The organism is Xanthomonas sp. NCPPB 2933 (assembly GCF_056725225.1).
In genome coordinates, this window is the sequence record NZ_CM161518.1 from 2,652,635 (window position 1) to 2,668,632 (window position 15,998).

Sequence of the window (15,998 nt, forward strand, 5' to 3'; positions counted from 1 at the left end):
TGGCAGCAGCGGCAATAACCCTGCAGGGCTATGCTGTGCCTCGCCACGTTCAAGAGCCGTCAGTAGACATCTCAGACGTGCACCGACGCGCAAGGCCTGCCGCCGTGTCGAATGCGAGCTATGCAATCCGCAACGAAATCGCTTGCGTAACTGGCAGATCTGCAATTGCAGCTGCGGTGTCGCGGTTGTGCCAACAATCACCCCACTGTCGTTCGTTACACCGATCTCGATCAAACTCGGCCATGCATGTGTAACGTCACCACGTTGCGCCTTTTTCGATTGCGCATCCTCCTGGCCTGCAGTACGGAGTGCACGTTCATCCAATGCGGCGTGCACCTGTTCGCAGATCGCACTACAGGTGTCGTGCACGCTTAGATGCAATGTCAGCTGACGAGTGCGGTCTGAATAGCGCAGCCTGATCAAGGGCACTTGCTCGCAGGTCCGCGCCAGGTAGATCGCCATTGCAGCGAGCAGACGTTCCAGTCGCTCGGCCTCTGCCGACCTTGGCAAGGCCTGCCAGCGTGACCAGACAAATGCACTTGCAGTCTCCTCAAGCGCGCACTGCGCCTGCGAAGTGTCAGGGTGGGGGAGCATCGAGTTGCCTGGCTCGATGGCAGGCCGCGATGAAGCAGTGGCGGCGCCGATCACTACTGCTTCGGAGTCAGAAGTCACGTTGAAAACCGCAAAGCACAGCGCTACTGAGGTTGGACACGAGATATCCATCGCAAAACTGCGGAGGTTCGGACGTCCTTGGGTGACGGATGAGTCTCCTTGTGTGCGGCTCACCATAGGCGCGATTCGAGAAGGATTTATTACATTCGCGCGGATTTATTGTTTAGCTGGATAATCTAACTATTATCAATGTTCCATTTACTTTGGTTATGAAGTTAATTTAACGAATCACTTCTCCCGATGCTTTTCAAGCCGATGTGATCTGTGTTGCGTCATTCGCTTTGTTGTATGGCAAGCGTCTTACCTCATGTGGATCCGGTCGATGTAGGTGTGTGAATTGCATCGCATAAACTTGCAGGTCGTCCCGGATAGAGCAGGCGCTGTAGACGCGGTGCGCCTCTACTGGCCAAACGACAGGCCGGACATTGGATCCCTTGCAGATGCGCCGTCATGGGGCTGGTACGCTGTGGATGAGGAGCAGATGTGTGAGACATCGATCAGCCCTGCGCGCCTGATCCAGTAGGCAGACTCGATCTCGCAAAGGTGGACGATGCCTGGACATCGCGTCCGGCGGTTGCAGGCGCCAGCGCACTGTGGCGCGCCCGATCACTCCTCTTGGCGTCTACGCCAAACAAGGCTACAATGGCGTCCGTTCCAGGGCAGGGATGGCGAAAAACCTGTTGCAACACAATAGGTTGGACGCATGCAACTAGCGTGCAGTTGCTGTCTTGAGACGCATAGGCCCCGTTTGCGGGGCCTTGTTGTTGCAAAGCAAGTGTTGTGGAATGCGATGTTCGGCCTGGTGGTAGAGTGGTTATGCAGCGGACTGCAAATCCGCGTACGCCGGTTCAATTCCGGCCCAGGCCTCCACATCGCACGCTGTTCTAGTCGCATCCAAGTGTCGGTTCGCAAGCGGGTGGCTCCGCAAGAAACAGCGAGCTGGTGGTGTGAAAGGGCTAGCGTAATGATGTGACAAGCTGTACAATTTCGCTCCACGCGGGAATAGCTCAGTTGGTAGAGCGCAACCTTGCCAAGGTTGAGGTCGCGAGTTCGAGTCTCGTTTCCCGCTCCAAATAAGAACAACTGAATCCGACGATTCAGTTGATCACTCAAAAGGGTCTCACGGCCCTTTTTTGTTGCGTTGGATTTGTGCAGGCACTCTGTTCCCGCGTCCGTGGCTCGACGTTCTTCGGCCAGACTCACCAGATTCGATAGGTGATCACCGTCTGCGAATCGACAAAACCGAAACTGATATCGCACAGATGCCCGTTTGGTAGATCCGGGCAGAGCTGCTCGCTGAGCTGAAAACGGACGACTCCCGCAATGGGATCCAGTGCCACCAGGTGCGCACAGGAAAAATCGAAGTAGCGGCCTACTGCGGAAAAACTCGCCTTGAACAGACTTTCCTTGGCAGAGAAGACGATGGTCAGCAACACTTCCAGCGGTACGTGGGTGGACGCGCAGATCGACTGCAGCAACGCCAGCTCCGAGCCATCCACGACAGTGCTCAACAACGCCTCACGTGCGTCAGCACCGACCACGTGCTCCAGATCGATGCCGATACCGCGCCATCTGCCAAGTGGTGCAACCGCCGCCGCGGCCAGGCGATTGGTGTGCGAGATGCTGCCGATCACCTGCGCTGGCCATAGCGGTTCACGCGAGCTGCCGGTGGCGATGTCGGGGCACATACCGGCGGCGACCAGTGCCTGATGCTGCAAGGCTTGTTGCGCAGCCAGTCGACCGAAGAAATACTCGGCCTGGCGTTTTCGGACGCTACGCGCAATCGTGTCAGGGCATGCGATGTTGCAGAGACCAAATGCTTCCAGCGAAAACTGCGCAAGTTCGAATGCCATGATCTGCACGATCAAACTGCCGCCGCCCAGGCAGGGCAGGGCGTACTGCCAACGCGCGTGCAATGCCTCGATCGAATCGATGCCTGGATCGCTCGCTGGAGGCGTGCCTCTGTTCAACAGCACGAACTGCATGCCGTCATCGAGCTGGTCGCCGCGCGTGCTGGACATCATCGACGCCTTCAACTTCGTCTGGCCTACCTGTCCGAGCGACATCTGCCAACGTATTCGTGCCAAGCACGGCTGCGAGCGCGCGACAGATGGAGATGGATGAAGAGTGTGCCCGGGGCGGGAATCGAACCCGCATAGCCTTGCAGCTGAGGGATTTTAAGTCCCTTGCGTCTACCAGTTTCGCCACCCGGGCATTGCGATAGCGTGCCTGATTGCGCGCCGATTGTGAATCTCTGTGCGTATGTCTTGCTGCACTGCCGGCGCCTGTGCGGCCTGCGCTATCCTGCCGCTGTATAGCCGCGCGGAAAACCGCCCGCGCACGATCGAAGGAACCGCATGTCCCGCACCACGCTTCTCGCACCGCTTCAAGCGCGTATCGCCGTCATCGGGCTGGGCTATGTCGGCCTGCCGCTGGCGGTTGCCTTTGGCGAGCAGCGCGACACGCTGGGCTTCGACATCGATGCGCAGCGGGTAGCGCAGTTGCGCGATGGCCACGACGCCACGCTGGAACTGGACGACACCGAACTGGCTGCCGCCACCCGGTTGCGCTACACCGCGAACGCGGCCGACCTGGCCGCGTGCAGCATCTTCATCGTCACGGTGCCGACGCCGATCGACAGCTTCGAGCAACCCGACCTGGAGCCGCTGCGCAGCGCCACCACCTTGATCGCCGCCGAGCTCAAGCCCGGCGACCTGGTGATCTACGAATCCACCGTGTATCCGGGCACCACCGAAGAAGTCTGCGTGCCATTGCTCGAAGCCGCATCGGGGCTACGTTTTAACGACGATTTTTTCTGCGGCTACAGCCCCGAACGCGTCAATCCGGGCGACCGCCAGCGGCGTCTGCGCGATATCCGCAAGATCACCTCAGGCTCCACCATAGAAGCTGCCGACGCGGTCGACGCGCTGTACACCAGCATCATCACCGCAGGTACCTGGCGCGCGCCGTCGATGCGCGTGGCCGAGGCTGCCAAGGTGGTCGAAAACATCCAGCGCGACGTCAACATCGCACTGGTCAACGAGCTGGCATTGATCTTCGACAAGCTCGGCATCGACACGCTGGATGTGCTGGAAGCGGCCGGAACCAAGTGGAATTTCCTGCCATTCCGGCCCGGGCTGGTCGGGGGCCACTGCATCGGCGTGGATCCGTATTACCTGATGCACAAGTCCGAGAGCGTGGGCTATCACCCCGATCTGATCCACACCGCGCGGCAGGTCAATAACCGTGTCGGCCGGCACGTTGCCGAGCGCGTCTGCGGCATGCTCGCCACGCGCGGCGTGGTGCTCGCGCAGGCGAGGGTGCTGGTGCTGGGCGCAACCTTCAAGGAAAACTGCCCGGATCTACGCAATAGCCGTGCACTGGAACTGGTGCAGTTGCTGCAAGCTGCTGGCGTGCAGGTCGATACCTGTGACCCGTGGGCCGACCCGGCAGAAGCCCTGCAGCATGCCGGCGTGCAGCTGTGCGAGGTTGTGGACGAAGGTGCCTACGACGCGGTCGTGCTGGCGGTGGCGCATGCGCAGTACCGCGACTACGACGCCCAGCGCATCGCCGCGTTGGGCAAACCCGGCGCGGTGATTTACGACGTCAAATCGGTTTGGCCGCGCGAAGCGGTCAACGATCGTCTGTAACGCACCCGTCTTGCTGCTGCAGCCAGTGCACCGCGCCATGTGCGGCACGTAATCCGCTGGCGAAGCAGGCGGTCAGCAGATAGCCGCCAGTCGGTGCCTCCCAATCCAGCATTTCTCCTGCGCAAAACACGCCAGGTTGTGCGATCGCCATCAGCCCATCGTCCAGCGCTTCCAGCCGCACGCCGCCGGCCGAACTGATCGCCTCGGCAAGCGGGCGCGGCCTGAGCAAGCGCAACGGTAACTGCTTGAGCGTGCGTGCCACCTGCACAGGATCGTCGCCGGCCTGTTTGCCCAGGTGTTCGTACAGCAGTGCCGCCTTGACGCCATCGATTCCGACCTGTCGGCGTAAATGCTCGCTAAAACTCCGTCCATTGCGCGGCTTGTCCAGTTCGGCGCTCACGCGCTCAAGGGAACGTCCAGGGACCAGATCCAGGCCAAGTTCGGCCACGCCTTGCGCATCGATCTGCTCTCGCAAGTCTGCAGCCACCGCATAAATCAGGCTGCCTTCGATTCCGGTGGCGGTGGCCACGCATTCGCCCTGCAGTTCGTGTTGCACACCATGGCGATCTTGCCAGTGCGCCACCACCGGTTTGAGCGGCGCACCGGCATGCCGCTGCACAAAATGCGCGCTCCAGCTGATGTCGAAACCGCAGTTGGCCGGCACCAGGGGCGCAACCGCGATGCCGCGTTGCTGCAGTGGCGCTTGCCACAGACCATCCGAGCCAAGCTGCGGCCAACTGCCGCCACCGAGCGCCAATACCACCGCGTCTGCAGCGCGCTCGATGTCACCGGTCGGTGTGTCGAAGCGCAACGTACCGTCATCGCTCAACCCAAGCCAGCGATGCTGCACATGAAACGCGACGCCTTGTTCCTTGAGTCGACGCACCCAGCCACGCAACAACGGCGCCGCCTTGCGATCCATCGGAAACACACGCCCGGAGCTGCCGACATAGGTGTCCACCCCCAACCCGCGCGCCCAATCGCGTAGCGCGTCCGCATCGAAGTCCCGCAACCAGGCCGCCACCGGTTCGGCACGCTCGCGATAACGCTGCGCAAACAGCGGCATCGGATCCGAATGGGTGAGATTCAAACCGCCCTTGCCGGCAATCAGAAACTTGCGCCCGACCGAGCCCTTGGCCTCGTAAAGGTCCACCGCAAGGCCGGCCGCACATGCCACTTCTGCGGCCATCAAGCCGGCCGGCCCGCCGCCGATCACCGCCAGCCGCCGCTTGCTCACATCCGTCATTGCTCAGGCACTCAGCGTGGCTGCACGCCAAGCAATTCCACATCGAACACCAGCGAGGCGCCAGGCGGAATCACCCCACCTGCACCGTTATCGCCATAGCCGTAATCGGGCGGAATCATCAAGGTGCGCTTGCCACCCACGCGCATGCCATCGACGCCATCGTCCCAGCCGCGGATGACTTGATGGCCGCCCAACACGAACTGGAATGGCTCGGCGCGATCGAGCGAGCTGTCAAACTTTTTGCCGTGCTTGTCGGCGGCCTTTTCGTCGTACAACCAGCCGGTGTAGTGCACGGTAACCATCGCGCCGGGCGTTGCCACTGCGCCGGTGCCGACGGTGCGGTCGATCCGCTCGAAGGTAGCAATCGTGCCACCGGACGGCGGCAGGGCAGGCGCACAACTTGCGAGCAACAAGGCGACACAGAGCGTCAACAGAAGGCGCATGGGATGGTCCATGAAGGAAGGTCGCCATTATCGCATCTGGCTCCGGCTATCATCGCGCCCATGGCCAAGCTACTGCTCAATCTGCGCAATGTTCCCGATGACGAAGCCGACGAGGTGCGAGCGCTGATGCGCGAGAACCTGGTGCAGATCTACGAAACGCGGCCGAGCAATTGGGGCATTTCCGCCGGTGGCATCTGGCTCAGCGACGATGCCGACTACCCGCGCGCCAAGGCGGCGATGGATGCCTATCAGGCCCAACGCGGGGCGGTCGCACGCGCGCAGCGTCAGGAGGCACTGGCATCGGGCACCGCGGAAACCTTCGCTGCGCTGCTGCGCAAGCGTCCGCTGTTCGTGATCGCCACACTGATCGGCATGCTGGTGGTCGCCTCGCTGGTGCTGCTGCCGTTTCTGCTGTTGCGCGGCTGACCCCATTGCGGCGCCATCGGGCTTAAAATGACCCGATGATCACCAATACCGCCGCCTACCAATTCGTCGCCATCCAGGACCCGCAACAGCTTGCCGACAGCGTGCTTCGCCACGCCGAGCAGCAGGCGCTGAAGGGCTCGGTGCTGGTGGCCGAGGAGGGCATCAATCTGTTTCTGGCGGGCGAGGCCGAGCAGGTCGGCGCGTTCTATGCGTGGTTGCAGAGCGATTCGCGCTTTGCGCAGATGCGCATCAAGTACAGCCTGAGCGCGCAGCAGCCGTTCGCGCGGCTCAAGGTCAAGCGCAAGCCGGAGATCATCAGTTTCCGTCGCGACGATGCCTCGCCTCTGCAGGGACGTGCGCCGGCAGTGACGCCAAGCGTGCTGCGCGAATGGATGCGACAAGGACACGACGATCGCGGTCGCCCGCTGGTGCTGCTGGACACGCGCAATGCGCAGGAAGTGGCATATGGCACGTTCCAGGGTGCGTTGACGTTGCCGATCGACAAGTTCACCGAGTTGCCGGGCGCGTTGGAAGCACATCGCGCTGCGCTGGCGGATGCCACAGTGGTGAGCTTCTGCACCGGCGGCATCCGCTGCGAAAAAGCCGCGCTGTGGATGCAGGCCGATGGCATGGACAACGTGTTGCAGCTCGAAGGCGGGATCCTGGGCTACTTCGAAGAGGTCGGCGGCGAAGGCTATGACGGCCGCTGCTTCGTCTTCGACGAGCGTGTCGCGCTGGATCCCGAACTGCGCCCACTGGTGGATGCCGAGCGCAGCACCGAGGCCGGGGAAATCTGACCGGGCGCGAGTGAATTTCCCGATATTCGCGCACTGCGCGTGTTCGGATCATGCAAACACGATGCAACGTTGCCCCGCATGCGCGTCATGCCTCACCGCGGCGAGAGGCTTTGGTCTCTGACTTGAAAGTAATACGTCGCATCGTGCTTGCCCTGAATTATTCACGGAGATAGGCTGCACCAGCCAGCCGCATAGCGAGGACAACAAGGATGACCATCAGAGTTTTTCTGATTGACGATCATGCACTCGTGCGTACAGGCATGAAGATGATCCTGTCCAAGGAAGTGGACATCGATGTGGTGGGAGAGGCGGAGAGCGGGGAGTCGGCGTTGCCGCAAATCCGCCAGCTCAAGCCCGAGATCGTGTTGTGCGATCTGCATCTGCCCGGCGTCAGCGGTCTGGAAATCACCGAGCGCATCGTCAAGGGCGATTACGGTACCCGCGTGATCATCGTATCGGTACTGGAAGATGGCCCTCTGCCCAAGCGTCTGCTCGAAGCCGGTGCATCCGGCTACGTCGGCAAGGGCGGCGATGCGCAGGAACTGCTGCGTGCAGTGCGTGAAGTCGCACTGGGGCGGCGCTATCTCGGCAACACCATCGCGCAGAACCTTGCGCTATCCAATCTTGAAGGTGGCGGCTCGCCGTTCGATGCGTTGTCGCCACGCGAGCTGGAGGTCGCTTTGTTGCTGACGCAGGGGCTGCGCCAGGAAGACATCGCCAAGCGCCTGAACCTCAGTGCCAAGACCATCAATACTCACAAGGCGCGTCTGTTCGAAAAGGTTGGAATCCAGGACAGCATCGCGCTGGCGCGTCTGGCCAACCAATACGGTCTGACCGATCCCGCGCAAACAATGTAGGTCATGCGCTGGTGATTGGTCTCGCTCCTGACAAGCGATACCTCAGAAAGAAGCGACTCACTCAGCAGCTAACGCGCTGGTGCCAATCCTCGCAGCCGTCTTATTCGCAACTTGCACGCAAAAACAAAGCGGCCCGAAGGCCGCTTTGTTTGACTTCGACCTTGCGTGATTAGTCAGGCAAGGTCGAAACAGGCGATGCAGGGATCAGTGATCGCTACGTGGCTTGTTGGTGTCGTCTTCCTGCTCTTGCGCTTCAGTCGCAGTGGTCGACGGAGCCACCGGCTTTACAGCTTCCGGAACGACAACCGTCGGCTTGTGCTCATCGTCCGCCTGCTTCTGCACGGTCGCAGGAGCTACGGGGGCCACTGCTGCAGGCTGCTCAGGCGCCTTGTACGGTGCCGGCGTCTCAGCAGGCGCCGAGGCCGACGATGCCGGTGCTGTGGCATCGGCCGGAGCCAATGCGTCGAGCAGCGTCGTCTGCACCGGTGCGTACGGCTTGCGTGCCTGAGTCACTGGAGCAGCGTCGGCAGCCGGAGTGCTCTGCGGCACCGTCGTGGTGGAGGTCACTGCGACATCCACAGCCGGGCTTGCAGCGCTGGACGGCGCTGCTTGCGAAGGCTTGACGGTGACCACCTCGGCCTGGGCAGCCGGGACGCTCGAAGGCGCAGGTGCCGCTTGCGTGTGCACTGGAGCAACAGCCGGAGCTGTCTCGGCTTTCACCGACTCCGCTTGCACTGGTGCCGGGGCCACGACGGGTGCAGTGCGTTCCGGGCTGACTGCAGCGGGTGCTGCAACGTCAGTCGATGCCGACGACACCTGCCTCTGCTGCGTAACCGACTCCGGCGCAGTCGCCGACGTCGTCGTAGCGGCACGCTCGACAGGCGCAGCTGCAGGAGCAGACGTCACGACCGCGGCAGGAGTTGCAACGGGAGCCGGGTTGGCAGCCGGTGTCGAAGCAGCGACCGAAGCCGGAGCCACAACTGGAGCCGGAGTAGCAACCGAAGCCTGAGTCGGCGTCGGAGCTGCAACCGAAGCAGGTGTCGCCGTCGGTGCCGATTGCGCAACAGGTGCCGCAGAGGCAACTGAAGCATCGCCACGCGCCTGCTCGGCTGCAGCTGCAACCGGAGCCGCCGCAGCCTGCCGTTCGAAGGACGGCGTGGCATTGGAGACCGGTGCAGTGGTCGACGTGGTGTCGGCCGCTACCTGGCTTTCCGAACGCTCCTTAGGCACCGGACGCGGCTTCACTGCTGCTGGAGTGCTGGACTCCGGCTTGGCGCGCGCAGTGGTCGCAGGCGCGGCTTCATCGTCGAAGTCGAACTCCGGCTGGCCGGCGCGCGGTGCAGCGGAGGCATGCGTCTGCGTGCCGGCTTCGTCGCCTTCGTTCTCGTTGTCGCCATCGAGATCGCCTTCAGCATCGCCATCCATATCGTCCGTTTCCAGACCATCGGCGCCGATACCACCCTCACCATTTGCTCCAGCACCACGACGACGACGACGGCCGCCACGACGGCCACGACGACGACGGCTGCCGCCTTCGCCATTGGCCGAATCATCGCCTGCTGCATCCGGTGCCTGCCCGTCTGCACTGGAGTCAGTGCCACGGTCGGCATGCGCTTCGGTCACGATCACATCGACCGGGTGTGCCGGGTTGGCTTCATTAGCGGGAACGTGCGTCGTCGCCGGCGCGGCGGTTTCAGCGATTGCCGAAACCACACCGGCAGTCGTCGCGGTTGCGGCAGTTGCGGTCAGCGTCTGTGCGGAAGCCGTGCCTTCGTCCTGACGGGCGGGGCGCTGTTGCCTCTCGGACGGCGCGCCGTCCTGCTGTACAGATGCACGCGGGGGACGCGGAGCCTGATTCTGCGGCTTCTGCTTTTGCTGCTGCTGGCCCTGCTGCGGTTGCTTGGGTGCCTGCGGTTCGTTGCGCGGCGGCTTGGCGACCTGCACCTGCTGCTGCGCCTGACCACCATTCTGCGGGTTCTGCGCGGTCTGGCCATTGGCAGGCTGGCGACGCTCATCGCGACGCTCCTTGTTGGCACCATTGCCGTTGCTACCGTTACCGCCATTGCCACGCTGCTGATTGCCGCCGTTACGCGCTTCACCACGGCCATCGCGGCGCTGACCACCACGATCGCCACGCTCGTTGCGGTTGCCACGGGCTGGATCGTTCTGGCGCGGACGCTGGGTCGACTCGGGGACCGGAGCCACTGGCTCGACGCCACCGAAGATCCGCTTCAGCCAACCGACCACGCCGGTGACCGGCGCAGGAAGTGGCAGTGCGACGACCGGAGCCGGCGCAGGTGCTGCAGCGACCGGGGCAGGGGCCTCCTCACGCACCGGAGCCGGCTGGCTCGGCTTGATCGAGGTCACTGCCGGCGCAACCGGGATGTTCAACTGCGCCTTGGTCAGCGCATGCACCGGCAACTTGCGCGGCGTACCACGCTGATAACTCGGCTTGCCGCTGTCTTCGCCCAGCTCGTTCTCACGCAGGCGCGTGACTTCGTAATGCGGGGTGTGCAGCTGCTCGTCGGCGACGATGATGATCGGCGAGGCGTGGCGATTTTCGATCTCGCGCAGCGCGCTGCGCTTTTCGTTGAGCAGGTAATTGGCGATCTCCACCGGGGCCTGCACCAGCACCTGTCCGGTGTTCTCCTTCATCGCGTGCTCTTCGGCTACGCGGATGATCGACAACGACAACGACTCGACGCTGCGCATGCGGCCATGGCCGTCGCAACGCGGGCACACGATCTGGCTTGATTCGCCCAGGCTCGGACGCAGGCGCTGGCGGCTCATTTCCATCAGGCCGAAGCGCGAGATACGGCCCAGCTGCACGCGCGCACGGTCGTACTTGAGCGCGTTCTGCAGCTTGTTTTCGACTTCGCGCTGGTGCTTGGTCGAGGCCATGTCGATGAAGTCGATCACCACCAGGCCGCCCAGGTCGCGCAGGCGCAACTGGCGGGCCACTTCTTCGGCCGCTTCCAGATTGGTCTGGAAGGCGGTTTCTTCGATATCGCTGCCCTTGGTGGCGCGCGAGGAGTTGACGTCGACCGCCGTCAGCGCTTCGGTCTGGTCGACCACGATCGAGCCGCCCGAGGGCAACCGCACGTTGCGCTCATAGGCGCCTTCGATCTGCGATTCGATCTGAAAGCGGTTGAACAGCGGAATGTCGTCGGTGTAGTGCTTGAGCTTGCGCAGGCTCTGCGGCATCACCTGCTGCATGAATTCCTGGGCATCGGCGTACAGCTCCGGCGTATCGACCAGGATTTCGCCGATGTCGGCGCGCAGGTAGTCGCGCAGGGCGCGGATGATCAGGCGCGATTCCTGATAGATCAGGAAGGCGGCCGGCTTGCTCAGCGCCGCCTCGGCAATCGCCTTCCAGGTCTGCAGCAGGTAATCCAGATCCCACTGCAGCTCTTCGGCGTCACGGCCGACACCGGCGGTGCGGATGATCACGCCCATGTCGTCGGGGATGTCGAGCTTGTCCAGCGCTTCCTTCAGCGCGGCACGGTCTTCGCCTTCGATCCGGCGCGAGACGCCACCGGCGCTCGGCGAATTGGGCATCAGCACCATGTAGCGGCCGGCCAGCGAGATGAACGTGGTCAGGGCAGCGCCCTTGTTGCCACGCTCTTCCTTGTCGACCTGCACCACGATTTCCTGGCCTTCGCGCAACAGCTCGCGAATGGTCGACTTGTTGTGGTCGACGCCAGCCTGGAAGTAATCGCGGGAGATTTCCTTCAACGGCAGGAAGCCATGACGCTCGGCGCCATAGTCCACGAACGCCGCTTCCAGCGAGGGCTCGAGCCGGGTGATACGGCCCTTGTAGATGTTGGACTTCTTTTGTTCCTTGGACGGCTGTTCGATGTCGATGTCGTACAGGGTCTGGCCGTCCACAATCGCTACGCGCAGCTCTTCAGCCTGCGTTGCGTTGATCAGCATTCGCTTCATTGTTGCGTTCCTCACGCGCTCTACCGCGCGGAACGCCGTGACGTTTCGCCTCTGGAACAGCTTGTCGGCCCTTCGCGCAACGCGCGGACAGGCCTGACCAGGGTTTCCAGCGCTGCAACACCACGGCAGGCCGCGGGAGCGCTTGTCTTTAAGTTTTATAGGTGTTTCAGGGCCGGCAGCCGCGTCCGGACGAACCGGGGCAGCGCACGGGACATGTTCAGCGCGACGGTCCAAAAACCGACGGCGATGGCCGGGCAGGCCGGTGAGCCGCTAACATGGCCGCCCCGGGGGCGGTGGTCGCGCACTGTGCCGGAATCATCGGAAGTCAGGCTTCTGGCCAATCAACTTCCAACGAAATCAAACCCTTATCTCGCTCGCCGAGTGTAACAGAATAAAGAGCCAGATGACCGACCCCCAGTCCCCCCAGCCGCCTGCCGACCGTGTAGGCGTGCGCATTCTCAAAGTTCCGGAAGACCGTGCCGGGCAGCGGCTGGACAATTTCCTGCTCGGCCAGCTCAAGGGTGCGCCGCGCAGCCTGATCTACAAGCTGGTGCGCAGCGGTCAGGTGCGGGTGAATGGCGGCCGCGCCAAGGCCGAGCGCAAGCTCGAGGGTGGGGAAGAAGTCCGCATCCCGCCGGTGCGCGTCAATGAAGAGGGCGACAAGGCAGCGCCGCCGTCCGCGTTCATGGCCCGGCTGGAGGCGGCGATCGTGTTCGAAGACGCGCGCCTGCTGGCGCTCAACAAGCCGTCGGGCGTCGCCAGCCATGGCGGCAGCGGGATCAGCTTCGGCGCCATCGAAACCTTGCGCGCGTTACGCCCAAACCAGAGCTTGGAGCTGGTGCACCGGCTCGATCGCGACACCTCCGGCTTGCTGATCGTGGCCAAGAAGCGCTCTGCGCTGACCGAGATGCAGGCACTGATGCGCGAGGATGACCGCGTGCAGGGCCGCGGTATCACCAAGCGCTACCTGACCCTGTTGGTCGGGCGAATGCCGGACGGGGTGATGACGGTGGATGCGCCATTGCATATCGGCCTGCGCCAGGGCGGCGAGCGGCATGTGCAGGTGAACGCGATCGGCAAGCCATCGCTGAGCCACTTCAAGTTGCTGGAGCGACGCGGCGGGCACTCGTATTGCGAAGTCCGCATCGAGACCGGCCGCACCCATCAGATCCGTGTGCATGCCCAGCACCTGGGGCACCCGGTGGCGGGCGACGACAAGTACGGCGAGGCGGAGGTCAACAAGCGCCTGCGCGATCAGCTCGGCCTGAAGCGGTTGTTTCTGCACGCGGCGTCGCTTGAGTTCGCACTGGATGCCGGCAATGCGCCGTATGTGCTGAATGCGCCGCTGGCGCCGGAGCTGGCCGAAGCGCTGGACCGGCTGGGTCGCTAAACGAAGCCACCGCAGGCCACGTCAGCCTCAGGGTGTCGCAAAGCGGAACAGCACCAGGCTGATCGCCAAGGTGCCCATTCCGGCCACCAGGCCGTAGACGGTCTCATGGCCTTTCGCGTAGCGCTTGGCGGCGGGCAACAATTCATCCAGCGCCAGAAACACCATTACGCCAGAAATCAAGCCGAAGACAGTGCCGAAAACTGCCTCGGACAGCACATTGGACAAGGCCAGATAGCCGATGCCGGCACCGATCGGCTCGGCCAATCCGCTCAGCAGACTGGCGCCGAAGGCATAGAACTTGTTGCGCGTGGCGAAGTAAACCGGCACTGCAATCGCAATGCCTTCGGGAATGTTGTGGATGGCGATCGCGAACGCCAGCGGCATGCCGACTGCGGGGCTTTCCAGCGTCGCAAAAAACGTGGCCAGGCCTTCGGGGAAATTGTGCGCGGTGATCGCAATTGCCGTCATCAGGCCAACCCGACGGATGTAGGCGCGGTTGTCGTCGCGAAACTGCGGGTCGTCGCTGGACAGGCTCTGGTGCGGGTTGGGCACCAGGCGGTCGATCACCATGATCAGCAGCATGCCAGCCAAAAACGCCAAGGTGCCGAAGGTAAAGCCGAGCTTGTCGTTATAGGCGTTGGAGAACGAGGCGATCGACTTGTTGAGGATCTCCGATAGCGACACGTACACCATCGCGCCGCCAGCGAATGCCAGCCCGAATGCCAGCAAGCGCGGATTGGGCTTCTTGGAGAACACCACCATGAGGCTGCCGAGGCCGGTAGCGAGTCCGGCGGCCAGAGTGACCGCAAACGCGGTCCAGACGTTCTGTGATGACACTTCGAGCATGTGACGCGACGACCTCGTGGAATGGAACGCACTTCTGCGGGGAGCGTGGCGATTGCTGCGCGATAGGCGCACGGCCACCCTCGATTGCAGGATGGTCATGCCTGGATGACGAACGTGTGGTGCCTGGTGCGATGGGCAGAACGATTACGGACAAACAAACGAATGCGTTTGCTGCTGGAAACGGACATGCGCCATTCGCCTGTCCGTTTCCCCAGCGTCGCCTGTCTGGCGACGCGCTACCTTCGAGATTCCATCAACGCTCAGCCGCCGCGACGTGCGCGCTCTTCGATGGCGAAGCATTCGTCCGGACGCGGCACCGGCGGCTTGAACGCGACCGGCACCTGGATCGTCTGCGGCACCGGCTGCCCGTTGCGGGTGGCAGGCTTGAACTTCCATTCGCGCACGCGCGTTTGCGCGGCCTCGTCCAGCACCGGTTGACCGCTGCTTTGCGCCAGCGACACGTCGGTGGGGGTGCCTTCGGTACCGATCACGACTCTGAGCACGGAGGTGCCGCCGACACCGGCGCAGGCGAGTTGCGGCGAGTATTCCGGCGGCGGCGTCTTCAAGGCGGCCAGCTCGGTCGGTGCAACCGCTGGCGCGGACGCCTGCTGGGACGACTTGCCACACCCGCTGATGCCGACGGCAACGAATAGGCAGGCGAGGGCGGTGCGGTAACGGGTCATGCAGTGGCTCCCTGATCGTAGAGCTGCGCAGCCTTGGCCGCGCAGATGAAGTCGTTCTCGCTCAGCCCGCCGACGTCGTGGGTGGAATAGCGCACCACCACGCGGTCGTAATGCACGCCTAGATCGGGGTGATGGTCCTCACGGTGGGCAATCCAGGCCAGCGCGTTCACGAAGGCGAGGGTGCGGTAATAGTCGGCAAAGCGGAACGTGCGGGTGATCGACGTGCCCGCTTCGGCCAGCTCCCAGCCCGGCACCTGGGGGAACAGCTCGGCCAGGCGGGCTTCGCCAAGTTTGTGGTCGCTGCCTTTGCGCGGGAGGCAATGGGCCTGCTCCAGGGGAATCAGATCGGTCATGACGGTCTCGCAGGGGTGGCGGACAGCGCGCCCAGCGGGATCACGGTGTTCCATGAGCGCGGGCGCATTGAGCGGTAGAATAACCCGCATGATCCAGATATCCGACAAAGCCCAGACCTATTTCCGCAAGCTCATCGAACGCGAGGGCGTGCCCGGCATGGGCGTGCGCCTGAGCGCGGTGGATGCGGGTACCCCGCGCGCCGACGCCCGCCTCGAGTTCGCCGAACCGGCGGACCTGAGCGGCGACGAATGGGCGATCGACTGCGACGGCTTCACCTTATATATCGTCGCCGCCAGTGTGCCGTGGGTAGATGGCGCCGAGATCGACTACGTCACCCAGTCCACCGGCAACCAGCAGCTCACCATCAAGGCGCCCAAGATCAAGGGCGAAGCGCCGGCTGATTCGGCATCGATGGTGGAGCGTGTGCGCTGGGTGGTGGAGAACGAGATCAACCCGCAGCTGGCCTCGCACGGCGGCCGCGTGGCAGTGCAGGAGGTCTCGGCCGATGGTGTGGTGCTGCTGCGCTTCGGCGGCGGTTGCCACGGTTGCGGCATGGCCGATGTGACCTTGAAGCAGGGCATCGAGAAGACCTTGATGGGACGCGTGCCCGGCGTGATTGCGGTGCGCGACGCGACCGACCACGCCACCGGCGACGCGCCGTATATCCCGCGCGACAGCGCGGCCTGATTCCG

Annotated in this window: 13 protein-coding genes and 3 tRNA genes; 8 read left to right on the forward strand and 8 right to left on the reverse strand. The window is 63.3% G+C overall.

All coding sequences use genetic code 11. The features are described 5' to 3' along the window. Positions 1-1,468: 1,468 nt before the first annotated feature. Positions 1,469-1,542 (forward strand) — tRNA-Cys (locus AC1PLU_RS10890). Between the two features lie 126 nt (positions 1,543-1,668). Beyond that, positions 1,669-1,744 (forward strand) — tRNA-Gly (locus tag AC1PLU_RS10895). Between the two features lie 127 nt (positions 1,745-1,871). Here the strand turns inward: AC1PLU_RS10895 and AC1PLU_RS10900 are convergent. Both AC1PLU_RS10900 and AC1PLU_RS10905 read right to left on the reverse strand, forming a co-directional pair. Beyond that, positions 1,872-2,693 carry a 4'-phosphopantetheinyl transferase family protein gene (locus AC1PLU_RS10900; RefSeq protein WP_481093298.1) on the reverse strand — a complete coding sequence of 274 codons (822 nt, stop codon included), beginning with the start codon at positions 2,691-2,693 and terminating at the stop codon, positions 1,872-1,874. Positions 2,694-2,802: 109 nt separating this feature from the next. Then, positions 2,803-2,886, reverse strand: a tRNA-Leu gene (locus AC1PLU_RS10905). A 143-nt stretch (positions 2,887-3,029) separates the two neighbouring features. On the opposite strand from AC1PLU_RS10905, the gene AC1PLU_RS10910 reads away from it, so the two are divergent. After that, complete coding sequence (locus tag AC1PLU_RS10910) at positions 3,030-4,322, forward strand: nucleotide sugar dehydrogenase (RefSeq protein WP_481093297.1); 1,293 nt, start codon at positions 3,030-3,032, stop codon at positions 4,320-4,322. On the opposite strand, the gene AC1PLU_RS10915 is transcribed toward AC1PLU_RS10910, so the two are convergent. Together AC1PLU_RS10915 and AC1PLU_RS10920 are read right to left on the reverse strand one after the other, a co-directional pair. Further along, positions 4,306-5,568, reverse strand: a complete 1,263-nt coding sequence (locus AC1PLU_RS10915) for a TIGR03862 family flavoprotein (RefSeq protein WP_481108420.1) — start codon at positions 5,566-5,568, stop codon at positions 4,306-4,308. The two genes, AC1PLU_RS10910 and AC1PLU_RS10915, sit on opposite strands and share 17 nt — an antisense overlap. Positions 5,569-5,579: 11 nt before the next feature. After that, the gene (locus AC1PLU_RS10920) at positions 5,580-6,011 is read right to left on the reverse strand and encodes an FKBP-type peptidyl-prolyl cis-trans isomerase (RefSeq protein WP_043909011.1); all 432 of its coding nucleotides are present in this window, start codon (positions 6,009-6,011) and stop codon (positions 5,580-5,582) included. A gap of 60 nt (positions 6,012-6,071) precedes the next feature. On the opposite strand from AC1PLU_RS10920, the gene AC1PLU_RS10925 reads away from it, so the two are divergent. The 3 genes from AC1PLU_RS10925 to AC1PLU_RS10935 all read left to right on the forward strand — a co-directional run bounded on the left by AC1PLU_RS10925 (position 6,072) and on the right by AC1PLU_RS10935 (position 8,091). Beyond that, positions 6,072-6,437 (forward strand): DUF6164 family protein, encoded by a 366-nt coding sequence (locus AC1PLU_RS10925; protein WP_104552014.1) that lies wholly within the window; start codon positions 6,072-6,074, stop codon positions 6,435-6,437. A 35-nt stretch (positions 6,438-6,472) separates the two neighbouring features. Further along, a complete protein-coding gene (locus AC1PLU_RS10930) occupies positions 6,473-7,234 on the forward strand; it encodes a sulfurtransferase (protein WP_481093295.1) in 762 nt (253 codons plus the stop codon). 209 nt (positions 7,235-7,443) lie between these two features. Further along, positions 7,444-8,091, forward strand: coding sequence for a response regulator (locus AC1PLU_RS10935; protein ID WP_006450759.1), 648 nt, complete (start codon positions 7,444-7,446; stop codon positions 8,089-8,091). Between the two features lie 204 nt (positions 8,092-8,295). On the opposite strand, the gene AC1PLU_RS10940 is transcribed toward AC1PLU_RS10935, so the two are convergent. After that, complete coding sequence (locus tag AC1PLU_RS10940; RefSeq protein ID WP_481108504.1) at positions 8,296-12,024, reverse strand: Rne/Rng family ribonuclease; 3,729 nt, start codon at positions 12,022-12,024, stop codon at positions 8,296-8,298. A 412-nt stretch (positions 12,025-12,436) separates the two neighbouring features. Between AC1PLU_RS10940 and AC1PLU_RS10945 the strand changes: the two genes are divergently transcribed. Then, complete coding sequence (locus tag AC1PLU_RS10945; RefSeq protein ID WP_481093294.1) at positions 12,437-13,423, forward strand: RluA family pseudouridine synthase; 987 nt, start codon at positions 12,437-12,439, stop codon at positions 13,421-13,423. Between the two features lie 27 nt (positions 13,424-13,450). On the opposite strand, the gene zupT is transcribed toward AC1PLU_RS10945, so the two are convergent. From zupT to AC1PLU_RS10960, 3 genes are all read right to left on the reverse strand, one after another. Further along, complete coding sequence (zupT, locus tag AC1PLU_RS10950; protein WP_176340719.1) at positions 13,451-14,269, reverse strand: zinc transporter ZupT; 819 nt, start codon at positions 14,267-14,269, stop codon at positions 13,451-13,453. A 260-nt stretch (positions 14,270-14,529) separates the two neighbouring features. Next, positions 14,530-14,952: an energy transducer TonB gene (locus AC1PLU_RS10955; protein ID WP_023904058.1), complete on the reverse strand. Its 423-nt coding sequence runs from the start codon at positions 14,950-14,952 to the stop codon at positions 14,530-14,532. Then, positions 14,949-15,305: a 4a-hydroxytetrahydrobiopterin dehydratase gene (locus tag AC1PLU_RS10960; protein WP_481093293.1), complete on the reverse strand. Its 357-nt coding sequence runs from the start codon at positions 15,303-15,305 to the stop codon at positions 14,949-14,951. The genes AC1PLU_RS10955 and AC1PLU_RS10960 overlap by 4 nt, the downstream gene beginning before the upstream one ends. An 88-nt stretch (positions 15,306-15,393) precedes the next feature. Between AC1PLU_RS10960 and AC1PLU_RS10965 the strand changes: the two genes are divergently transcribed. Then, complete coding sequence (locus AC1PLU_RS10965; protein WP_006450396.1) at positions 15,394-15,993, forward strand: NfuA family Fe-S biogenesis protein; 600 nt, start codon at positions 15,394-15,396, stop codon at positions 15,991-15,993. The last annotated feature ends 5 nt before the right edge of the window (positions 15,994-15,998 follow it).

What these genes read in the sequence shown, in the direction of transcription:
- AC1PLU_RS10945 (WP_481093294.1), top strand. Translation starts at nt 12,437, where the DNA reads ATGACCGACCCCCAGTCCCCCCAGCCGCCTGCCGACCGTGTAGGCGTG.
- AC1PLU_RS10935 (WP_006450759.1), top strand. Translation starts at nt 7,444, where the DNA reads ATGACCATCAGAGTTTTTCTGATTGACGATCATGCACTCGTGCGTACA.
- AC1PLU_RS10910 (WP_481093297.1), top strand. Translation starts at nt 3,030, where the DNA reads ATGTCCCGCACCACGCTTCTCGCACCGCTTCAAGCGCGTATCGCCGTC.
- AC1PLU_RS10915 (WP_481108420.1), bottom strand. Translation starts at nt 5,568, where the DNA reads ATGACGGATGTGAGCAAGCGGCGGCTGGCGGTGATCGGCGGCGGGCCG.
- zupT (WP_176340719.1), bottom strand. Translation starts at nt 14,269, where the DNA reads ATGCTCGAAGTGTCATCACAGAACGTCTGGACCGCGTTTGCGGTCACT.
- AC1PLU_RS10920 (WP_043909011.1), bottom strand. Translation starts at nt 6,011, where the DNA reads ATGCGCCTTCTGTTGACGCTCTGTGTCGCCTTGTTGCTCGCAAGTTGT.
- AC1PLU_RS10960 (WP_481093293.1), bottom strand. Translation starts at nt 15,305, where the DNA reads ATGACCGATCTGATTCCCCTGGAGCAGGCCCATTGCCTCCCGCGCAAA.
- AC1PLU_RS10965 (WP_006450396.1), top strand. Translation starts at nt 15,394, where the DNA reads ATGATCCAGATATCCGACAAAGCCCAGACCTATTTCCGCAAGCTCATC.
- AC1PLU_RS10925 (WP_104552014.1), top strand. Translation starts at nt 6,072, where the DNA reads ATGGCCAAGCTACTGCTCAATCTGCGCAATGTTCCCGATGACGAAGCC.
- AC1PLU_RS10955 (WP_023904058.1), bottom strand. Translation starts at nt 14,952, where the DNA reads ATGACCCGTTACCGCACCGCCCTCGCCTGCCTATTCGTTGCCGTCGGC.
- AC1PLU_RS10930 (WP_481093295.1), top strand. Translation starts at nt 6,473, where the DNA reads ATGATCACCAATACCGCCGCCTACCAATTCGTCGCCATCCAGGACCCG.
- AC1PLU_RS10900 (WP_481093298.1), bottom strand. Translation starts at nt 2,693, where the DNA reads ATGTCCAGCACGCGCGGCGACCAGCTCGATGACGGCATGCAGTTCGTG.
- AC1PLU_RS10940 (WP_481108504.1), bottom strand. Translation starts at nt 12,024, where the DNA reads ATGCTGATCAACGCAACGCAGGCTGAAGAGCTGCGCGTAGCGATTGTG.